We start from the raw sequence: 16,945 nt of genomic DNA, 5'->3' as shown, positions 1-16,945 counted from the left end.
TTGCCTTTAGTCTTTGCCGGTATGTGGAGATTAAGGACGGGTGCGACCGCATGAGTCGGATTTTGCTGGCTCGTAACATGTTCTTCAGCAACGAGGCTACCGAGGTTTGTGGCCCTAAATATCAGTAATAATAGGACTTGTGAGTTCAGCTGTGAGTAAATCCAATAACTGTTAATATATAAACACTAAGACACTACTGGATACTCAATTTTCCAATTCATCCAATCCTGCCTCTAGCACTTCGGTGTATGCCTCCGAGAGTCCCAGATTGTTCGCTTCAGCGTAGTCTTTGATTCGGCCACCAAGCGTGTGTGAAATATCTACGTTCGGGCGCATGACAAAAAGACTTTAAGACTAAAAGTATAATAAATCATCGTCGTGAAGCGTACCAACACGTTCGCAGTACGTCCGCTTTCCGAGGACGGAGAGGGGCTGCTACGGGACCTGTTGGACGCTTCCGCCGCTCTCTGGAACGAAGTCAATTATCAGCGCCTCATGCGGTACAACGACGGAGACAGGTTCAAAGGCAGCGTGTGGGACGCCGATACAGGCCATCTCGAAGGTAAGTACAAAGGCGTTCTCGGCGCGTCCACCGCTCAGCAGGTAATCCGCAAAAACAGCGAGGCGTGGCGCGGGTTTTTCCGACTCAAAGAACAATACCATGATGCTTCCAACACCTCCGTCACGGACCACCCCGAACCACCGGGATTCCGTGGCAACGAGGATGACGGTCGTCAGCTCAAGACCGTCATTCGCAACACGTCGTACACCGTCGAATGGGGCGACCGCTCGCGACTCGAAATACTGATTGGGAGCGAGCTGAAAGACAAATACGACCATACTGGGCGTCTCCGGCTCGAAATTGCCGGCGAGCCGAATTGGCCCGACTACGAGAAACAGGGTCGGTTGGACCTGTGGTACGACGAGACCGACAACACCTTCCGAGCTTCGCAGCCCGTGACTGTTTCCGACGAAACGCGGGTGACTCCACTGGCTGATGAAATGGCCGCTCTGGATATCGGTGCGAACAATCTCGTTGCCTGTACCACGACGACCGGCGAGCAGTATCTGTACGAGGGTCGCGACCTGTTCGCTCGCTTCCGGGAGACGACGCAAGAAATTGCCCGGTTACAGGCCAAACTCGAAGCGGGCCGACACAGCAGCGAGCGCATCCGACGGCTGTATCGCAAGCGCACTCGGCGCCGCGATCACGCCCAAGAAGCGTTGTGTCGCGACGTGATCGAACGGCTGTACGCCGAGGGTGTCGACACGTTGTATATCGGTGACTTGACCGGCGTGCTAGAGACGCACTGGTCTGTTGAGGCAAACGCCAAGACGCACAATTTCTGGGCGTTCAGGAAATTCGTGGACCGACTGGCCTGTACCGCCGAAGAGTACGGGATCTCGGTTGAGGTTCGGTCGGAAGCGTGGACAAGTCAGGAGTGTCCGCAGTGCGGATCGACGGATCGAACCACGCGGCATCAGGAGACGCTGACGTGTGCGTGTGGGTTCGAGGGACACGCGGACCTCGCGGCGTCGAAAACATTTCTTGAGCGGCAGATGGAGCAAGAAGTCAGGCCGATGGCACGGCCCGTGCGATTCGAGTGGGACGACCACGAGTGGTCGGGGACACCACACCCTCACGACAGTCCCAAAGAAGCGCGCACAGACCGGAGTACCGTCGACAGTGACGGAAAAATTGCCTCCGGGGAGACGGCATAGCCAATATCCCACGGGAGGAATCCCACGGCTTCAGTCGTGGGAAGATGTCAAGACGCAGTGTGTACCCCCGACTCGTTCCTCTTCGGCCGTGAGGCCGGGACGTGGCGACTCCAGTATCACGGCCGGCTCGACGACGCGCTCAACCCAGACGACGAGCCGACGGAGTTCTACATTCGCGACGCGGTCGACGCCGTCCTCGCGGGCGAGGACGTCGAAATTCCGGACCGGCCCTCCCGGGGCTGTTCGATCAAATGGCCGGAGGCCTGAGTCGCCCCCGCTGCGATCACCGGTAACACCGGATCGGCGTTCCGCCGGAGACGACTTAACAAGCGTCCGGGCCGAACGGGTAGTATGGGAATGAAAGGCGGCGAGCCGGACCTCCACGAGATCGATCGCTACGACGGCGGCGTCGGCTGGATCGCGTACCCCGACGAGACGATGGAGCGCGCGAGCCACGCGTTCGCGGTCCACAACGACGAGACGGGCGCGGACGACGTGTGGGTGGTCGACCCGGTCGACGCGCCCGGGGTCGACGAGCTCCTCGACGAGCTCGGCGACGTGGCCGGCGTCGTGGTCGGGCTTGACCGCCACGTGCGCGACAGCGGCGAACTCGCCGCGCGCCACGACGCTCCCGTGTACGCCCCCGAGCGGATGACGGGCGTCGCAGAGGAGCTCGGTCCGGACGTCGAAATCGAGCGGTTCGGCTCGCGGCTCGCGGACACCGGCTTCGAGGCGATCCGGATCCGCGACTCCTCGCTGCCGCCGTGGCAGGAGGTCGGGCTCTTCGACGGGGAGACGCTGATCGTCCCCGAGTCGCTCGGCACGGGGTCGTACTTCCGCGGCGACCGCGAGCGGCTCGGCGTCCACCCGATGCTCCGGCTCACGCCGCCGACGGCCCCCCTCTCCGGGCTCGACCCCGAACGCGTCCTCGTGGGCCACGGCGTCGGCGTCCACGAGCGCGCGGCCGTCGCGCTCGAGGACGCGCTCTCCGGCTCGCGGTCGAAGGCCCCCGGCCTGTACGCGAAGACCCTCAAGTCGGCGCTGCCGTTCTGAGCGCGGAGAGCGGCCGGAGGGCGGCCGGAGAGCGGCGCCGGACGCGTCGACCGCATCGTGCGTGACCTTTTGCCAGTGCGTCCCGTACCGACGGCCGACCAGTGATCTACGTCACCCGCGACCTGTTGACGGTGCTCCGCGAGCGCGCGGCGAGCGAGGACCCCGACGAGGTGAACGTCCGGCTCTCGTCGACGCCGGCCGGCGAGTTCGAGACGGACCTCGGGCTCGACCCGGCGACGCCGGTGGTGACCCACTTCACGCTCCCGTCCGTGGGCGGCTCGGTCAGCTCCGTGTTCGGCGTCGACCTCGGCACGCCGGCGGGCGAGGGCGGCGCGCGATTCGTCTCGCATCCGGACGGCTTCCTCGGGATTTCCCGCACCGACGACCTCGCGGGCGTGGTGATCGTCGCGGTGCCGCCGTACGACGCCGACTCGGTCGCCGCCTTCGACCGGTCCGGGGACGGGGTCGAGCTCGCCGTCGTCGACGCGGCCCCGCCGACGGAGTCCGTGCCCGAGTGAGCCGAGAGCAGGGGTTTCAAGCCGTCGGAGGAAATATCCGGTCGCAATGGCAGCACGGCCACCCGGCGGCGGTGATACCGCCGAGCCCGAGGCGATCGAATTCGGCATCGCGGCGCTCGACGCCCGGCTCGACGAGGCGGACGTGTCGTTTCCCGCGACGGCCGCGGAGATACGCGACGCGCTCGGTGACCCGGAGATCCCCTACGACGCGCAGGGGCGCTCGCTCGCGCTCTCGGACGCTCTCGACCGCGTGCCGCAGCGGGAGTTCGAAAACGAGACGGCGTTTCTCAACGCCCTCTATCCGGTGTTCGACGAGGCGCGCCGCGAGGAACGGGGCGTGATCGCGAGCCTCCGGGACGCGTTACCCTTCTGAGCCGGTACCGCGTCGCGGCGTCGGCGGGCGGAACCCCGCTATCGCGACTCGGAGCGGGCCTCGATCTCGTTCGCCTCCTCGTCGGATTCGCCGGCGTCGTACCGCTCGATGACGTCGTTGATCAGGACCACGTCCCCGACGGCGCGGACCCAGCGGTACGGGACGACGACGCCGGTCGAGCCGCCCACCTGTCCGGCGAACAGCTCGCGGTTGAGTTCGGCCAGCGCGAGTCCGGTCACGGCGCGGGCGTCCAGATCGAGCTGGATGTCTTCGACTTCGCCGACGAAGACGCCGTTGCTCGAGTACACCTCGCGACCGACGAGCGACGTGATCTCTTCGGGGGCTGCGTTCATACACGATACGGTCACGAGCGCGCCTATTAAGCGTTCGTTGTCGAACGACGCGCGTCGGACGCCGACGGGGGTCAGCGCGGCGGACGCCGGCGGGGGGTCAACGCGGCGAGGGTCAGCGCGGCGGACGCCGGCGGACCCCGCGACCGACGCCCCCTCCCGCGCGCCGCGGGCCGGGCTATTCCCGCGGCGCGACGACTTCGATCGGGTGCATCGGGGACGCGTCCAGCAGGGCGTCGATCTGCTCGGTACAGGACGTGCCGGGCGCGACGACGGTGCGGTCGGTGTCGCCGAACTGCTCGCGGAGCGGCTCGCCGACGTCCACGCTCAGCTCGTAGTAGTCGGTCTTGTAGCCGAACGAGCCCGCCATCCCGCAACACTCGGTGTCGGAGACGCGAACGTCGTAGCCGAGCCGCTCGAAGACCGCGGTCGCGTACTCGCCGACCTCGACCGTGCGGGCCTGGCAGTGCGGGTGATACGCGATCCGCTTTCCCGACGCGACCGGTCCGGTTCCCTCGCTCGGCGCGCGCAGCGCCGCCGGGTCGCCGCCGCTTTCCAGCAGACCGAACACGTACTCCATCGCGTCGTAGCTCGCGTCGGCGAGCCGCTCGTGAGATCCGTCCGGGAGGAACCGCTCGTACTCGCGTCGGAACGTCGCGAGGTCGCTCGGTTCGATCGCGACCACGTCGCGGCCGGCGTCGACGTGTGGCGCCAGTCCCGCGTAGAGGTCCTCGGCCGCCGATTCGGCGGTCGCGATCATCCCCTGCGAGAGGGGCGGGCGCCCGCTACCGGGGAGGTCCGGAACCCGAACGTGAACGCCGAGCGCCTCCAGGGCGCGCACGGTCGCCTTCCCGCGCTCGACGTCGACGTAGTTCGTGGCGGTGTCGGGGTAGACGACCGCCTCGCGCGTCGCCTCGTCGGCCGGGACCGCGGGCCCGCCTCGGGCGTCGAACCACTCGACGAACGACTCGCGGGCGAACTCGGGGAGGTCGCGGCGGCGGTCGATCCCGGCCACCCGCTCGGCCAGCGCGCGCACCGGCCCGGCGTTCGCGAGGCGGTTGGCGACCGGCGCGGTCCTGTGCCCCCACTTCGCGAGCGTCGCGTAGTTGCCCACGAGCCGCGTGCCGAGGTCGAGGCCGCCGGGCTCCTCGTCGGGGACCAACTCCTCGAACGCCCAGTCGAGCTGGCTCGGGTCGGCCTCGCCGCGGTTGATCCGGTCGCGGACCGCGGTGTTGATCCACGGGATGTCGATGCCGACCGGGCAGGCCGGCACGCAGCGCGAGCAGCCGGTACAGAGGTCGTTGAACTCGGCGGCCGTGTCGAGTCCCTCGATCCCCGCCTCCCAGCCCGTGGCGATGCCGCCGGAGTACGTCTCGCCGCCGAACGCGTGGCCGCCGACGCTCTGGAAGTTCCCGCAGGCGTTCGAGCAGGCCGAACACCGGATGCAGTACAGCGTCTCCCGCAGCGTCTCGTCGTCGCGCATCGCCATGCGCCCGTTGTCGATAAGCACGAGGTGGAAGTCGCGGTCGGCGCCGGGGCCGTCGGGGTCGACGGCGAGGGGCGTCTCGTCGGCCGCGAAGTCCGGCACCGGCGAGTCGACCGGGGGCGTGAGCGTCGAGATGTACGAGGTCACGTCCTGTCCCGTCCCCGAGCGACCGATCAGCTCGACGAACGGGGAGAACTCCTCGACCGTCGGGACGAGCTTCTCGACGCCCGCGACCGCGACGTGGGTGTCGGTCGCGGTCACCGTCTTGCGGGCGTTCCCCTCGCTGGTGACCAGTAACATCGTCCCCGAATCGGCCGCGACGAAGTTCGCGCCGGTCATCCCGAGGTCGGCGCCCTCGATCAGCTCGCCGAGCCGCTCGCGGGCGAACATGGTGAGCTCCTCGGCGGTCTCTGGCGGGTCCTCCGGGTCGAACCGCTCCGCGAACAGCTCCGCGATCCCCTCACGCGACTTGTGGATCGCCGGCGCGACGATGTGGGAGGGCTCCTCGTCGGCCAGCTGGAGCACCCACTCGCCGAGGTCGGTCTCGACGACCTCGACGCCGTCCGCTTCGAGCGCGTCGTTCACCTCGATCTCCTCGGAGGTCATCGACTTCGATTTCACCGCGCGCTCGGCGCCGCGCTCGGCCGCGACCTCGCGGACGTACCGGTTCGCGTCGGCCGCGTCGTCCGCGAGGTAGACGGTCCCGCCGTTCGCCTCGACCGCCTCCGTCACCTCGTCGATGAGCTCCGGGAGCCGCTCGATCGCGTCCTCCTTGATGGCGCGCGCCTCGGCTTTCAGCGCCTCGTAGCCGTCGAGGCGCCCCGTCGACTCGTAGCGCCCCTCGTTGAAGCCGCGGGTGTTCTCTGCGACCGCGTCGCCCTCGGTCGCCAGCAGCTCGCGGATCCGCTCGGCCTTCGTCTCGCGGTCGGGATTGCCCGCCGGTTCGGTCGCCGCCGCCTCCTCGGCGCCGGTCTCGGCGTCGCTACTCATTGGCCGTCCTCCGCGTCGACAGCGGCGTCCGAGCCGTCCGCCGCGTCCTCGTCCCGCAACAGCACCACGTGGACCTCCTTCGGGCCGTGGGCGCCGTGGACCAGCCCGCCCATGTCCGCGGTCGCGCTCGGGCCGGTCGCGAACACCACGTCGACCGACTCGTCTCGCGCCCGCGGGCCGAGCCAGTCGAAGGCGTCGGGCATGTCCGGGACGAGGTCGGCCTCGCGGAGCACGACGACGTGGCGGTCGACGAAGAGGCCCACCGGCTCCGTCCCGTCCGGGTCCGCCTCCAGCGCGACGCTCCCGTACGCGGCGACGCCGAGCGAGGCCGCGGTGACGCCGGTGTGGGCCCCGCGTAAGTCGGCCGTCGTGGGGTCGGTCTCGATCCGGTCCGGAAGGCCGGCCGGCGAGTCCGCGAACGCGTCCGGGCCGGAACGGTTCAGCGGTACCCCGACCGCCGGCTCGCCCGCGGCCGCGTCGATCATGGCCGCGCACTCCGACGGCGGTCCCGCGGAGACCGAGACGCCGAGGTCGTCGAGTCGACGGGTGAACGTCGACGCGTCTGCGAGCGTCATGATCGTTCCTTCGACGGCCGGCATATGGGTGTTGGGGCCGTTCTCGGCGCGCAGAACCGTGGCGGTGTGACGGTTCCGGTTCGGCCCCGCTCGGGCGATCGGATTCCCGCGAGGGGCGAGCGGCAGGAGCTTTTTCATCGCTCGACCGCGAGGGAGTCGCATGGCGACCAACACCCCGAGCCCGGACCCGACGGACGGCGGGGACTTCGACTACACCGGCGGCGAGGTGGAGCGACCGGACCTCGTCGACGCGCTCGACCGCCGCGTCGACGGGGACGTGCGGTTCGACGACTACTCGAAGCGGCTGTACGCGACCGACGCCTCCGCGTACGAGGTGACGCCGATCGGCGTCGTGATCCCGGAGTCGGCCGCGGACGTCGCGGCCGTCCACGAGTACTGCTTCGCCGAGGGGATCCCCGTCCTGCCGCGAGGCGGCGGGACCTCGCTCGCGGGACAGACCGTCAACGAGGCGGTCGTCCTGGATCTGACCGGCGAGATGGACGAGGTGGTGTCGGCCGATCCCGGCACGAAGACGGCCCGCGTCCAGGCCGGCGCGTACGTGGGCGACCTCAACGCCGCAGTCGAGGGCGACGGGCTGAAGTTCGCGCCCGACCCGGCGTGGCGCGACAAGTCCGCGGTCGGCGGCGCGATCGGGAACAACTCCACCGGCTCGCACTCGCTGAAGTACGGGAAGACCGACCACTACGTCGAGGAACTGGAGGTCGTCCTCGCGGACGGCACCGTGGCGACGTTCGGCGAGGTCGCGGTCGAGGATCTGCGTGAGTCGGCGGACCCCGACGCCGACGACCTGCTGCCCCGAATCCACGCCGAGGTCGTCCGAATCCTCGACGAGGAGGCCGACCGGATCGACGAGCGGTTCCCGGAACTGAAGCGGAACGTCTCCGGCTACAACCTCGACCGCCTGCTCGCCGAGCATCGCGGCGAGCACGGCGAGGAAGGCGTCGTCAACCTCGCCCGCCTCATGGCCGGCAGCGAGGGGACGCTCGCGACCGTCACCGAGGCGACCGTCTCGCTCGTCGAGATCCCCGAGACGAAGGCGGTCGCGCTGCTCACCTACGACGACCTGCTCGACGCGATGGAGGACGTGGCGGCGTGCCTCGAGCACGACCCCGCCGCCGTCGAGGTGATGGACGACGTGCTGCTGGGCCTGGCGGCCGACACGCCGGAGTTCGAAGACGTCGTCGGGACGCTCCCCGACGGCACCGACTCCGTCCTCCTCGTCGAGTTCTACGCCGACAGCGACGCCGAGGGGAAACGGAAGGTCGCGGACCTGATCGCGGATCGAGTTGGCGCTGTCGACGAGGAGGCGGACGGGGAGGCGGGCGCCCTCGACGGGGAGGCGGGCGCCGTCGACACCGCGGTCGACCCGAGCGCGGGCGCCGCGGAGACGACGAGCCACCCCCGTCGGGCGGTCCACGCGATGGAGGCGCACGACCCCGAGAAGCGCGACCGGTTCTGGAAGATGCGCAAGGCGGGCCTGCCGATCCTCCTCTCGCGGACCACCGACGAGAAGCACATCTCCTTCATCGAGGACTGCGCCATCCCGCCGGAACACCTCCCCGAGTACACCCGCGAGTTCCAGGAGATCCTCGACGACAACGACACCTTCGCCACCTTCTACGCGCACGCCGGACCAGGCGTCCTCCACGTCCGCCCGCTGATCAACACGAAGGACGTCGACGACGTCGAGGCGATGCTCGACATCGCGGACCGCGTCACCGACGCGGTGGTCCGGCTCGGCGGGTCGGTCTCGGGCGAACACGGCGACGGCCGCGCGCGCACCCAGTGGAACCGCAAGCTGTACGGCGACGACCTCTGGGAGGCGTTCCGCGAGTTGAAGACCGCGTTCGACCCAGACTGGCTGCTCAACCCCGGCAACGTCTGCGGGGAGTTCGACATGCGCGAGAACCTCCGGTTCGACGCCGACTACGAGCACGACGCCGGCTTCGATCCGGCGATGGAGTGGGCCGTCGACAACGGAATGCAGGGGATGGTCGAACTCTGCCATGGCTGCGGCGGCTGTCGAGGACCCCAAGAGACGACCGGGGGCGTGATGTGTCCGACCTACCGCGCCGCCGACGAGGAGATCCAGTCGACGCGCGGCCGGGCGAACGCCCTCCGCGGCGCCATGAGCGGCGAACTCCCCGCCGATCCGACCGACGACGAGTTCGTCACCGAGGTGATGGACCTCTGTGTCGGCTGCAAGGGCTGTAAGGTCGACTGCCCGAGCGGCGTCGACATGGCGAAGCTGAAGGCCGAGGTCGAACACGCCCACCACGAGGAACACGGTGTCGACCTTCGAACGCGACTGCTCGGCCGCTTCGAGTCGCTCGCGCCGCTCGCCTCGAAGTTCGCCCCGCTCTCGAACCTCCCGAACAAACTCCCCGGGAGCGGGCTCATCGCGGAGAAGGCGCTCGGTATCGCGAGGGAGCGAGACCTCCCCGCCTTCCGCTCGGAGACGCTCGTCGACTGGTTCGAGGCGCGCGGCGGCGCGGGCGTCCCGCGCGAGGAGGCCGACCGCGACGTCCTCCTGTTCCCCGACGTGTACACCACCTACACCAACCCCGGCGCGGGGAAGGCCGCCGTGCGCGTGCTGGAGGCCGCGAACTGCCACGTGGAAATTCCGGACGTGGACGGCAGCGGGCGCCCACCGCACTCGAAGGGGATGCTCGACGTCTCACGCGCGACCGCCGAGTCCGCCGTCGAGACGCTCGCGCCGGACGTCCGCGACGGCTGGGACGTGGTGGTCGTCGAGCCCTCTGACGCCGTCATGCTTCAGTCGGACTACCACGACCTGCTCGACGGCGGCGCCAGCGACGTGCCCGACGCCGACGTGGCCGCCGTCTCCGAGAGCGCCTACGGCGTCATGGAGTACGTCGACGCCCGTCGGCTCGACGAGGATATCGACCTCGACGCGCCCACGGAGTCGCTCACCTACCACGGCCACTGCCACCAGAAGGCGACGAAGAAGGACCACCACGCCGTCGGTGTCCTTCGGCGCGCCGGCTACGGCGTCGACCCGCTCGACTCCTCGTGTTGCGGGATGGCCGGCTCGTTCGGATACGAGGCCGAACACTACTCGATGAGCAAGGCCATCGGGGAGACCCTGTTCGAACAGGTCCTGGCCAGCGACGGCGACGAACTCGTCGCGCCCGGCACCTCCTGCCGGACGCAGCTGGAGGAGGGGCCGGGCGAGGTGCCGGAGCCCACGCACCCGATCGAGAAGCTGGCGGCCGCGCTGGCGTAGGGGGCGACCGCGCTGGCGTCGGGGGTGGTTACGGGGCGGCCGCGGACGGCTCGGTCGACGCCGCCGAGCCTCACTCCGCGTTCGACCGAACGTTCGCTCCGACGAGGGCGATCAGGTACGAGAAGGCCGGGAACGTCACCGCGACCACGGCGAGGAACGCCGGTTCGAGCCCGGCGGGGTCGTCGGAGAGCCAGCCGGTGTACTGGAGGACGGCCAGCGTGAGGACCACGAACGCCGTGTTGATCGCGTACTCGGAGAGCGGGGGGGTGGGGAACCGCATACGACCGGCTGGTACCGCCGCTCACTCAACGGTTTCGACCCGATCGCGTTCGCGGTCCCGCCGCCGGGCCAACACGCGTGTGAACCCCTTCCCGGGGCCGCCCTCGATCGGCCACCCGTTCGTCCGCCACCCCGGCGGCTCCGGTGAGAACTCCGGACAGGATCCCGAACACTCACGGGCGGTCGGGAGCGTCCCCTTCGCCGCGCAGTGCGGGACGAGCGCGCCCCCCTCGCGCCGGAGTTCGAAATGCCGGCAGTCGGGGCGCATCGTGTCGTGGTACGAGCGCCACCCCTTCCCGTAGGCGCGCTCGGCGATCTCCAGCCGCAGCGTCTCGGTCTCGGGACTCCGGGCCTCGCCTTCCGCGGGCGCCAGGTCGCTCGGATGCCACGCCACGTCGGCCGCGTCGGCGTCGACGCCCGCGGAGAAGTCGGTCGCGAGGATCCCGGCCTCGACCGGCAGCTCGCGGAGGAGGGCGGGTTCGACGCGCTCACCGGTCGTCTCGGTCGCCAGCCACGCCTCGTCGGCGAGCGCGGTCTCCACGTCGTGGGCGAGCTGGTCGACGAGCCTGTCGGCCGCCGAGCGGTCCAGGTCCGGCTTGTTCTCGACCGCGACGATCCGCTCGACCCAGTCCGGGTACGGTCGCTTCCGGCGGATCTGGATCCGATTCCCGTCGCGGCGCTTCGCTATCAGGTCCCGGCCCGCGGCGCGGTGGACCGCCTGCCGGACGTAGCGCCACGGATAGCCGGGATCGGGCAGCGCGTCGCGGTAGAACGCCCACTCGGCTGGTGCCCCCCGGACGACGTGGAGGAGGTCCGAGTCGAGAGTCCGATCGCCGAACTCGCGGCGCCGCGCGAACGCCGCCGGGTCGACCTCGATCACGACCGTGTCCCAGCGGCGCGCCTCGGTGCCGAGCTGGCGGGCGACGATCGCCGGCCGCGGCCCCTCGCTCGGGTGCCACGCCAGCTCGGCGTACCGGCAGACCAGCAGTTCGTAGCCGAACTCGGCGTCGGGCGTCACTGGTCGAACGGTCGGCGGGTACGGACAAAAGGAAATCGCTCGGGGCGCGGGCGTCGATCGGTCGCGGTGCGCCCCCGCGTCCCGATCAGCGTAATTCAAGGTGGAGCCCCCGACCTCGAGTCGTGCGGGACCGTAGGTCCCGCTGACCATCCGAACGGGCCTGCGGCCCGTGAGGAGAGAGCGACCGAAGGGAGCGAGTAGGTCGGGGAGGAAACCGACATGATACCGTCATTACCACGTTCTACACGTGGCTAACTCTCCTCCAAAAACAGTACTATAATAAATACTTAGCGTAACATCTGAATTACGGATGGAGGTACGTCGCACGGTCCCCGTCAAACTCGACGTGGCCGACGGCGACGCCGCCCTCCTCCACGAAACCATCTCCGAGTTCCTGTGGGCCGCCAACTACGTCGTTGACCACGCCTGGCGAGGTGAGTACAAGACGACGAGCAAAGCCCAACTCCAGCGTGAAACCTACGACGACGTGCGGGCCGAAACGAGGCTCCAAGCGAATCTCGTCCAGAACGCTCGCAACAAGGCCGCCGACGCCGTCCAGAGCGTTGTCGCACGCTGGAAACAGGGTGACTACGCGGGAAAGCCGCGCTTCTCCGCCCCGACGCTCGTCTACGACATGCGATGTGCGACGTTCAACGACGACCACGCGACGCTTTCGACCGTCGAGGGACGTATCACCGCCAGATATGTTCTCCCCGACGAGGATCGCGAGACGCCTCATTCGGAGTATCTGTTCAACGACGACTACGACGTGACGGGCGCAGAACTACACTACCGCGACGGCGAGTTCTACCTTCACGTCCGCACAAAGGCGGACGCGGAGTTCGAGACTGCCGACGACGGCAACGACGGGCACAACACAGTCCTCGGCGTTGACCTCGGCATCGAAAACGTCGCCGTCACCTCCACGGGCACGTTCTGGAACGGGGCAGAGCTGAACCATTGGCGCCGCGAGTTCGAGAAGCGACGCGGGTCGCTTCAACAGCTCGGGACGCGGGCCGCTCACGAGACCATCCAGTCAGTTGGACGCACCGAGACCGGACGCTACGACCACTTCTTACACACTGTCTCGAAAGAACTCGTCGCGGAAGCCCTCGAATACGACTGTGACGTGATCGCGTTCGAGAACCTGACCGGAATTCGTGAGCGGATGGCGAACGCCAAGAAGTTCCACGCGTGGGCGTTCCGACGCCTGTTCGAGTACGTCGAGTATAAAGCCGAGGTGGTCGGCATCTCGGTTGAACAGGTGAGTCCTGCGTACACGAGCCAGCGATGTTCCAAGTGCGGGACGACACTCCGAGAGAACCGCGAGACACAAGCGCGGTTCTGCTGCCAGAAGTGCGGTTACGAAGTGAACGCCGACTACAACGCGGCGAAGAATATCGGTCTGAAGCATCTCCGCTCGGCGCAAACGTCGTCGGGCGGAGGCGCACCCGTAAACGTGCGCTTGAATCGCGGGACGTTGAACGTGAACGGCGATTACGAGCCTGCCAGCGATGGCCAGAACGGGAGTCCACGCGAAAGGCCTACCCTCAACGAAGTCGTTCGAGAGACGCGCCGCGTCTCTCGTGATGACGAGACGGCGGACCCGTCTCGAACCACGAACGGCAGCGCCGTGAGCGAGTAGGGTAGGGTAGTTTACACGTACTTCCCCTCCTCCTCGTCTTTCCGCTCGTCGAGGTAGTCGTGGGCCTCCTCTAAGATGTCTCGCGGCCCGTCCTGGGTGATCGTGTTGAGCGCCTGGTCGTAGTCGCGCCACTGGAGGTCGCGGTGTTCCTTCGAGAGCTCGGCGCTCGCCTCGAACGAGCGGGCGATGAACAGGTGGACCGTCTTGTGGATGGTCTTCCCGTTCGCCTCGAACACGTAGTCGTACTCCCTGCGGAACCCGTCGATCAGCCGGAAATCCTCGATCCCGGCCTCCTCGCCGACTTCTCGTATCGCCGTCTGCTGGAGCTCCTCGTCCCCCTCGACCCCGCCTTTGGGGAACTCCCAGTCCCCCGGTCGGCTCTTCAGGAGCAAGTACTCCCGTTCGCCGCGGGTATCGCGGAAGAGGATGGCTCCGGCACTGGTCGCTTCGACCGTCATTGGCCGCAGGTAAGCGATCACCCCTAAAGAGCGTGTCGGACTTCCGAACAGAGACGAGCGACTCGGCTGCGTCGACCGGTCTCCGAGGGGGATTCGGGGAGCGGGCGGCCACCCCGACGACGGGTAGATGCGTTTTTACCGCTCGGGCGGCCATTGGCGCACGACCCCCAGCCATGACCTTCGTCACGAAACTCGACTTCGCGTCCGGCGACCGCGACGTGCTCGCCGAGACCGTTCAGGAACTCAAGGAGACCCTCGAACGCAAGGGCGCCGAGTGTAAGGGCCCCCACGCGAGCCCCTCGGAGAACGTCACCGTCCCGCTGTACAAGAACCTCGCGCCCGGCGACGAGTTCTCGCCGTGGCGCTACGACGTGTACCGACGTTCGATGGAGATCCACGGCGCCGACGACATCGCGCGCGACGTCGTCGGGCGCGACTTCCCCGACTCGATCCACGTCGAGGTCGAGGTCGACCAGAAGAAGCCGCTCGGGCACCGACGCGACTGACGCGGTCTCCTCCGAAGCGAGGTCGACCGGGTCACGGCTACGGTTTTTTGCGGCACGCGACGCACCGTCCGACCGGGGAGCGGCGTCTCCGTCAGCCGAGCGTCCGAAGGTTCTCCGTCTCGACGCGGTCCGGGATCCGGTCGAGCGCGCGCTCGCACCACGCGTCGTGACCGAGCGTAAGCGCCGTCTCGGGGTTGGCCGCCGCCAGCGCGCCGACGCCCGCCGCGGCCGCGACCTGGGCCGCGTCGTCGGTCCGCTCGGGTACCTCGGCGGTGAGCGGGTACGTCTCCGAGAGGGCGGGCGGGTACGGGCCGAACGGCGGTTTCACGCGCCACACCGCGTCGTAGTCGTGGTCCGATGGCGCCTTCGACTCGGTGAGGAGGAGGCGCTCGGGCGCCGCCAACCGGGCGAGTCGGTCCCGGTGTCGCGCCACTTCGGGCCGACGGGCCGCCTCGTGTGAGGTGTAGAAGAACGTGTCCTTCGACCCGGGGTCGGTGCGCTCCAGTTCGTCGGCGTGGTCGAGCAGCGCGCGGTAGCCGTCGAGCATCGCCGGGTGGCCGCGGGCGCGGCGGTCGACCAGTTCGAGCAGGGTTCCGGACCGGATCGCCTGCTTCACGCGGCGCAGCTCCTCGAAGGTGACGTGGAGGTTGTGCTCCGCGAGCAGCCGCTCCGTCTCGCCGTCGTCGAACCCGCGGAGGTCGGCCGGCGTGTGATCCGTACACACCGGACACGAGCAGGGGAGGTAGTCCAGGGCTTCGAGGTGCTCCGTCCCCGAGACGGTGAGGTAGCGGCCGTCGCGCGCCATCAGCGCGTAGGCGGCCGAGTCGAACAGGTCGCAGCCGGCCGCCACGGCGAGCGCGAGCATCATCGGGTGGCCGGCGCCGAACAGATGGACCGGAACTCCCGGGCCGAGACCGCGCTTGGCCGCGCGCACGGCCTCGACCACCTCGGCGTAGCGGTAGGAGTTCAGGAGGGGGACCATCGCGCCGACGGGGAACACGTCGAGGTCGGTCGCGGCCGCGTGCCGCCCCGCCTCCTCGCGGAGGTCGGCGTACGTCGCACCCTGAACAGGCGCGTTGACGAGCATCTCGCCGGTCTCCGCGGACTCCGCGTCCGCGAGCGCCTGCTTCGTCGTCGCCAGCTCCCGCTCCGCTCGCTCGCGGTCGGCGTCGGGCGGCGTGGGCACGTCGACGGGCGTCGCGACGTCGCTGCCGATCTTCCGCTGGAACTCGATGATCTCTTCGGTCGTCACGTCGATGTCGCCGTACTCGGCCAGCTGGAATGAGCCGGAGTCGGTCATGATCGCGCCGTCGAAGCCGAGGAACTCGTGGAGCCCCCGATCGAGCACCCGGTCGCGGATGCGGTCCGTGCTGCGGATGATGTAGGAGTTGGTAATAAGCATCTCCGCGCCGAACTCCCCGCGGAGCCGCTCGGGCTCTACCGTGAGCACGTTGGGGTTGACCACGGGCAGGAGCGCCGGCGTCTCGACCGTGACGTCGGCGCGCGGGACCTCCAGCCGGCCGATCCGCCCGGCCGCGTCGTGGTCCCGGATCTCGAAGTGATCGCGCATACCCCGACTGCGCGGACGCGAGCGGTAAGGGTTGCGTTCGGCGGCGAGCGCGCCGCCGGCGCGGTCGCCTCGACGGTCGACCTACAGTCCGGTCGGGTGCGGGAGGTACGTCGTCTCGACGCCCCAGTCGGCGGTCAGCGACTCCAGCGCGCGGACGCCGAACGTCTCCGTGGCGTAGTGGCCGGCGAGGAACACCGTGATTCCGGCTTCCCGCGCGTCGTGGTAGACCTGCTGTTTCCCCTCGCCGGTGACCAGCGCGTCCGCGTCGCCCGCGACCGCCTCGTCGAGCCAGTCGACCCCGGAGCCGGTGACGACCGCGACGCGCTCGATCTCGTCGGGACCGAAGTCGAGCACTCGGGTCGGCGACGCTTCGCCGTCGGGCTGGCCCTCGAACCCGTCGAGCGTCTCGCGGATCTCGGCCGCCGACCGCGGCTCGGTCGTCTCGCCGATCGTCCCGACCGTGGCCGGGCCCATCTCGCCGAACGGCTCCCGCTCGCTCAGGCCGATCTCCTCGGCGACACCCGCCGCGTTGCCCAGCTCCTGGTGCCCGTCGAGCGGGAGGTGCGAGACGTACAGCGCGATATCGTGCTCGACGAGCGCGGCGATCCGGTCGTGGGTTCGGCCCGTGACGCGCTCGATGCCGCCCCACGAGAGCCCGTGGTGGACGACGAGGACGTCCGCGTCGGCGTCCGCGGCGGCTTCGATCGTCGCCCGCGCGGCGTCGACCGCGAACGCGACGCGCTCGACCTCGGCGTCGTCCGGCCCCACCTGTAACCCGTTCGCGCTCGCGTCGACGTCGGCGTACGCGGCCGTGTCGAGCCGGTCGTCGAGCCGGTCGACGTACTCGGAGAGCTTCATACCGACCCGTGGACCGGCCGGGGAATAAAGCGCGGCGGTCCGTCGGAAAGGAGGCGGGTCGCAGTCCTGGTGATCTCGAACTTCACAGATGGCCGTTTACAAGTGAACACGGCGGTGGCGCGTGCCTGCGAGCGGCCGGAGCGAAGCGGAGGCCGCGAGTCGCACGCGCGAGGTCGTCGGGCTTCGCCCGACTGCCAGAGGCGCGTCGCGCCTCGCTGTCGCCGGCGCGACGCGCCGGCTGCCAGAGAATCTTCGATTCTCGCTGGACGCGGCGAC

Annotated in this window: 15 protein-coding genes and 1 pseudogene; 8 read left to right on the top strand and 8 right to left on the bottom strand. The window is 68.9% G+C overall.

Annotated features, from left to right (window positions below; genetic code table 11):
* The first annotated feature begins 378 nt into the window (after window positions 1-378).
* The 5 genes and pseudogenes from BM286_RS10605 (at window position 379) to BM286_RS10585 (ending at window position 3,666) form a co-directional block, all read left to right on the top strand.
* The gene (locus tag BM286_RS10605; RefSeq protein ID WP_092921863.1) at window positions 379-1,722 is read left to right on the top strand and encodes an RNA-guided endonuclease InsQ/TnpB family protein; all 1,344 of its coding nucleotides are present in this window, start codon (window positions 379-381) and stop codon (window positions 1,720-1,722) included.
* Between the two features lie 36 nt (window positions 1,723-1,758).
* A pseudogene (locus BM286_RS10600) lies at window positions 1,759-1,989 on the top strand (thioredoxin family protein); the annotation flags it as partial.
* A 90-nt stretch (window positions 1,990-2,079) separates the two neighbouring features.
* The gene (locus BM286_RS10595) at window positions 2,080-2,775 is read left to right on the top strand and encodes a hypothetical protein (RefSeq protein WP_092923218.1); all 696 of its coding nucleotides are present in this window, start codon (window positions 2,080-2,082) and stop codon (window positions 2,773-2,775) included.
* 101 nt (window positions 2,776-2,876) lie between these two features.
* Complete coding sequence (locus BM286_RS10590; protein WP_092921861.1) at window positions 2,877-3,293, top strand: MPN domain-containing protein; 417 nt, start codon at window positions 2,877-2,879, stop codon at window positions 3,291-3,293.
* 46 nt (window positions 3,294-3,339) lie between these two features.
* Window positions 3,340-3,666, top strand: coding sequence for a DUF5789 family protein (locus tag BM286_RS10585; protein WP_092921859.1), 327 nt, complete (start codon window positions 3,340-3,342; stop codon window positions 3,664-3,666).
* Window positions 3,667-3,704: 38 nt separating this feature from the next.
* Here BM286_RS10585 and BM286_RS10580 read toward each other — a convergent pair whose 3' ends face one another.
* The 3 genes from BM286_RS10580 to BM286_RS10570 form a co-directional block, all read right to left on the bottom strand.
* The gene (locus tag BM286_RS10580) at window positions 3,705-4,019 is read right to left on the bottom strand and encodes a PRC-barrel domain-containing protein (RefSeq protein WP_092921857.1); all 315 of its coding nucleotides are present in this window, start codon (window positions 4,017-4,019) and stop codon (window positions 3,705-3,707) included.
* 175 nt (window positions 4,020-4,194) lie between these two features.
* The gene (locus BM286_RS10575) at window positions 4,195-6,492 is read right to left on the bottom strand and encodes an LUD domain-containing protein (RefSeq protein WP_092921855.1); all 2,298 of its coding nucleotides are present in this window, start codon (window positions 6,490-6,492) and stop codon (window positions 4,195-4,197) included.
* Window positions 6,489-7,067, bottom strand: a complete 579-nt coding sequence (locus BM286_RS10570; RefSeq protein WP_092923215.1) for an LUD domain-containing protein — start codon at window positions 7,065-7,067, stop codon at window positions 6,489-6,491. Before BM286_RS10570 ends, BM286_RS10575 begins: the two co-directional genes overlap by 4 nt.
* A 160-nt stretch (window positions 7,068-7,227) precedes the next feature.
* Here BM286_RS10570 and BM286_RS10565 point away from each other — a divergent pair, with 160 nt between their 5' ends.
* Window positions 7,228-10,335 carry an FAD-binding and (Fe-S)-binding domain-containing protein gene (locus tag BM286_RS10565; protein ID WP_092921853.1) on the top strand — a complete coding sequence of 1,036 codons (3,108 nt, stop codon included), beginning with the start codon at window positions 7,228-7,230 and terminating at the stop codon, window positions 10,333-10,335.
* 70 nt (window positions 10,336-10,405) lie between these two features.
* Here the strand turns inward: BM286_RS10565 and BM286_RS10560 are convergent, their stop codons facing one another.
* Complete coding sequence (locus BM286_RS10560) at window positions 10,406-10,615, bottom strand: hypothetical protein (RefSeq protein WP_092921851.1); 210 nt, start codon at window positions 10,613-10,615, stop codon at window positions 10,406-10,408.
* A 21-nt stretch (window positions 10,616-10,636) separates the two neighbouring features.
* On the bottom strand, window positions 10,637-11,632 hold the full coding sequence (locus BM286_RS10555) for a DUF5787 family protein (protein ID WP_092921849.1): 996 nt from the start codon (window positions 11,630-11,632) through the stop codon (window positions 10,637-10,639).
* A 310-nt stretch (window positions 11,633-11,942) separates the two neighbouring features.
* On the opposite strand from BM286_RS10555, the gene BM286_RS10550 reads away from it, so the two are divergent.
* Window positions 11,943-13,277: an RNA-guided endonuclease InsQ/TnpB family protein gene (locus BM286_RS10550; protein WP_092921847.1), complete on the top strand. Its 1,335-nt coding sequence runs from the start codon at window positions 11,943-11,945 to the stop codon at window positions 13,275-13,277.
* 11 nt (window positions 13,278-13,288) lie between these two features.
* Here BM286_RS10550 and BM286_RS10545 read toward each other — a convergent pair whose 3' ends face one another.
* Entirely contained in the window at window positions 13,289-13,735 is a 447-nt protein-coding gene (locus tag BM286_RS10545; RefSeq protein WP_092921845.1) for a bis(5'-nucleosyl)-tetraphosphatase, read from the bottom strand.
* 173 nt (window positions 13,736-13,908) lie between these two features.
* Between BM286_RS10545 and BM286_RS10540 the strand changes: the two genes are divergently transcribed.
* Window positions 13,909-14,241, top strand: a complete 333-nt coding sequence (locus BM286_RS10540; RefSeq protein ID WP_092921843.1) for an uS10/mL48 family ribosomal protein — start codon at window positions 13,909-13,911, stop codon at window positions 14,239-14,241.
* A gap of 91 nt (window positions 14,242-14,332) precedes the next feature.
* Here BM286_RS10540 and tgtA read toward each other — a convergent pair whose 3' ends face one another.
* On the bottom strand, window positions 14,333-15,811 hold the full coding sequence (gene tgtA, locus BM286_RS10535) for a tRNA guanosine(15) transglycosylase TgtA (RefSeq protein ID WP_092921841.1): 1,479 nt from the start codon (window positions 15,809-15,811) through the stop codon (window positions 14,333-14,335).
* Between the two features lie 81 nt (window positions 15,812-15,892).
* Window positions 15,893-16,669 carry a Nif3-like dinuclear metal center hexameric protein gene (locus tag BM286_RS10530; RefSeq protein ID WP_092921839.1) on the bottom strand — a complete coding sequence of 259 codons (777 nt, stop codon included), beginning with the start codon at window positions 16,667-16,669 and terminating at the stop codon, window positions 15,893-15,895.
* Between the last annotated feature and the right edge of the window lie 276 nt (window positions 16,670-16,945).

Origin of the sequence: Halorubrum sodomense (assembly GCF_900111935.1) — an archaeon.
Lineage (GTDB): Archaea > Halobacteriota > Halobacteria > Halobacteriales > Haloferacaceae > Halorubrum > Halorubrum sodomense.
Note: the sequence above shows the minus strand (reverse complement) of the source record. Positions and strands in the feature narration are given on the sequence as shown.

Coding starts and splice junctions, on each gene's coding strand:
- BM286_RS10595 (WP_092923218.1), top strand. CDS start 2,080: ATGAAAGGCGGCGAGCCGGACCTCCACGAGATCGATCGCTACGACGGC.
- BM286_RS10585 (WP_092921859.1), top strand. CDS start 3,340: ATGGCAGCACGGCCACCCGGCGGCGGTGATACCGCCGAGCCCGAGGCG.
- BM286_RS10580 (WP_092921857.1), bottom strand. CDS start 4,019: ATGAACGCAGCCCCCGAAGAGATCACGTCGCTCGTCGGTCGCGAGGTG.
- BM286_RS10575 (WP_092921855.1), bottom strand. CDS start 6,492: ATGAGTAGCGACGCCGAGACCGGCGCCGAGGAGGCGGCGGCGACCGAA.
- BM286_RS10570 (WP_092923215.1), bottom strand. CDS start 7,067: ATGACGCTCGCAGACGCGTCGACGTTCACCCGTCGACTCGACGACCTC.
- BM286_RS10565 (WP_092921853.1), top strand. CDS start 7,228: ATGGCGACCAACACCCCGAGCCCGGACCCGACGGACGGCGGGGACTTC.
- BM286_RS10560 (WP_092921851.1), bottom strand. CDS start 10,615: ATGCGGTTCCCCACCCCCCCGCTCTCCGAGTACGCGATCAACACGGCG.
- BM286_RS10550 (WP_092921847.1), top strand. CDS start 11,943: ATGGAGGTACGTCGCACGGTCCCCGTCAAACTCGACGTGGCCGACGGC.
- BM286_RS10545 (WP_092921845.1), bottom strand. CDS start 13,735: ATGACGGTCGAAGCGACCAGTGCCGGAGCCATCCTCTTCCGCGATACC.
- BM286_RS10540 (WP_092921843.1), top strand. CDS start 13,909: ATGACCTTCGTCACGAAACTCGACTTCGCGTCCGGCGACCGCGACGTG.
- tgtA (WP_092921841.1), bottom strand. CDS start 15,811: ATGCGCGATCACTTCGAGATCCGGGACCACGACGCGGCCGGGCGGATC.
- BM286_RS10530 (WP_092921839.1), bottom strand. CDS start 16,669: ATGAAGCTCTCCGAGTACGTCGACCGGCTCGACGACCGGCTCGACACG.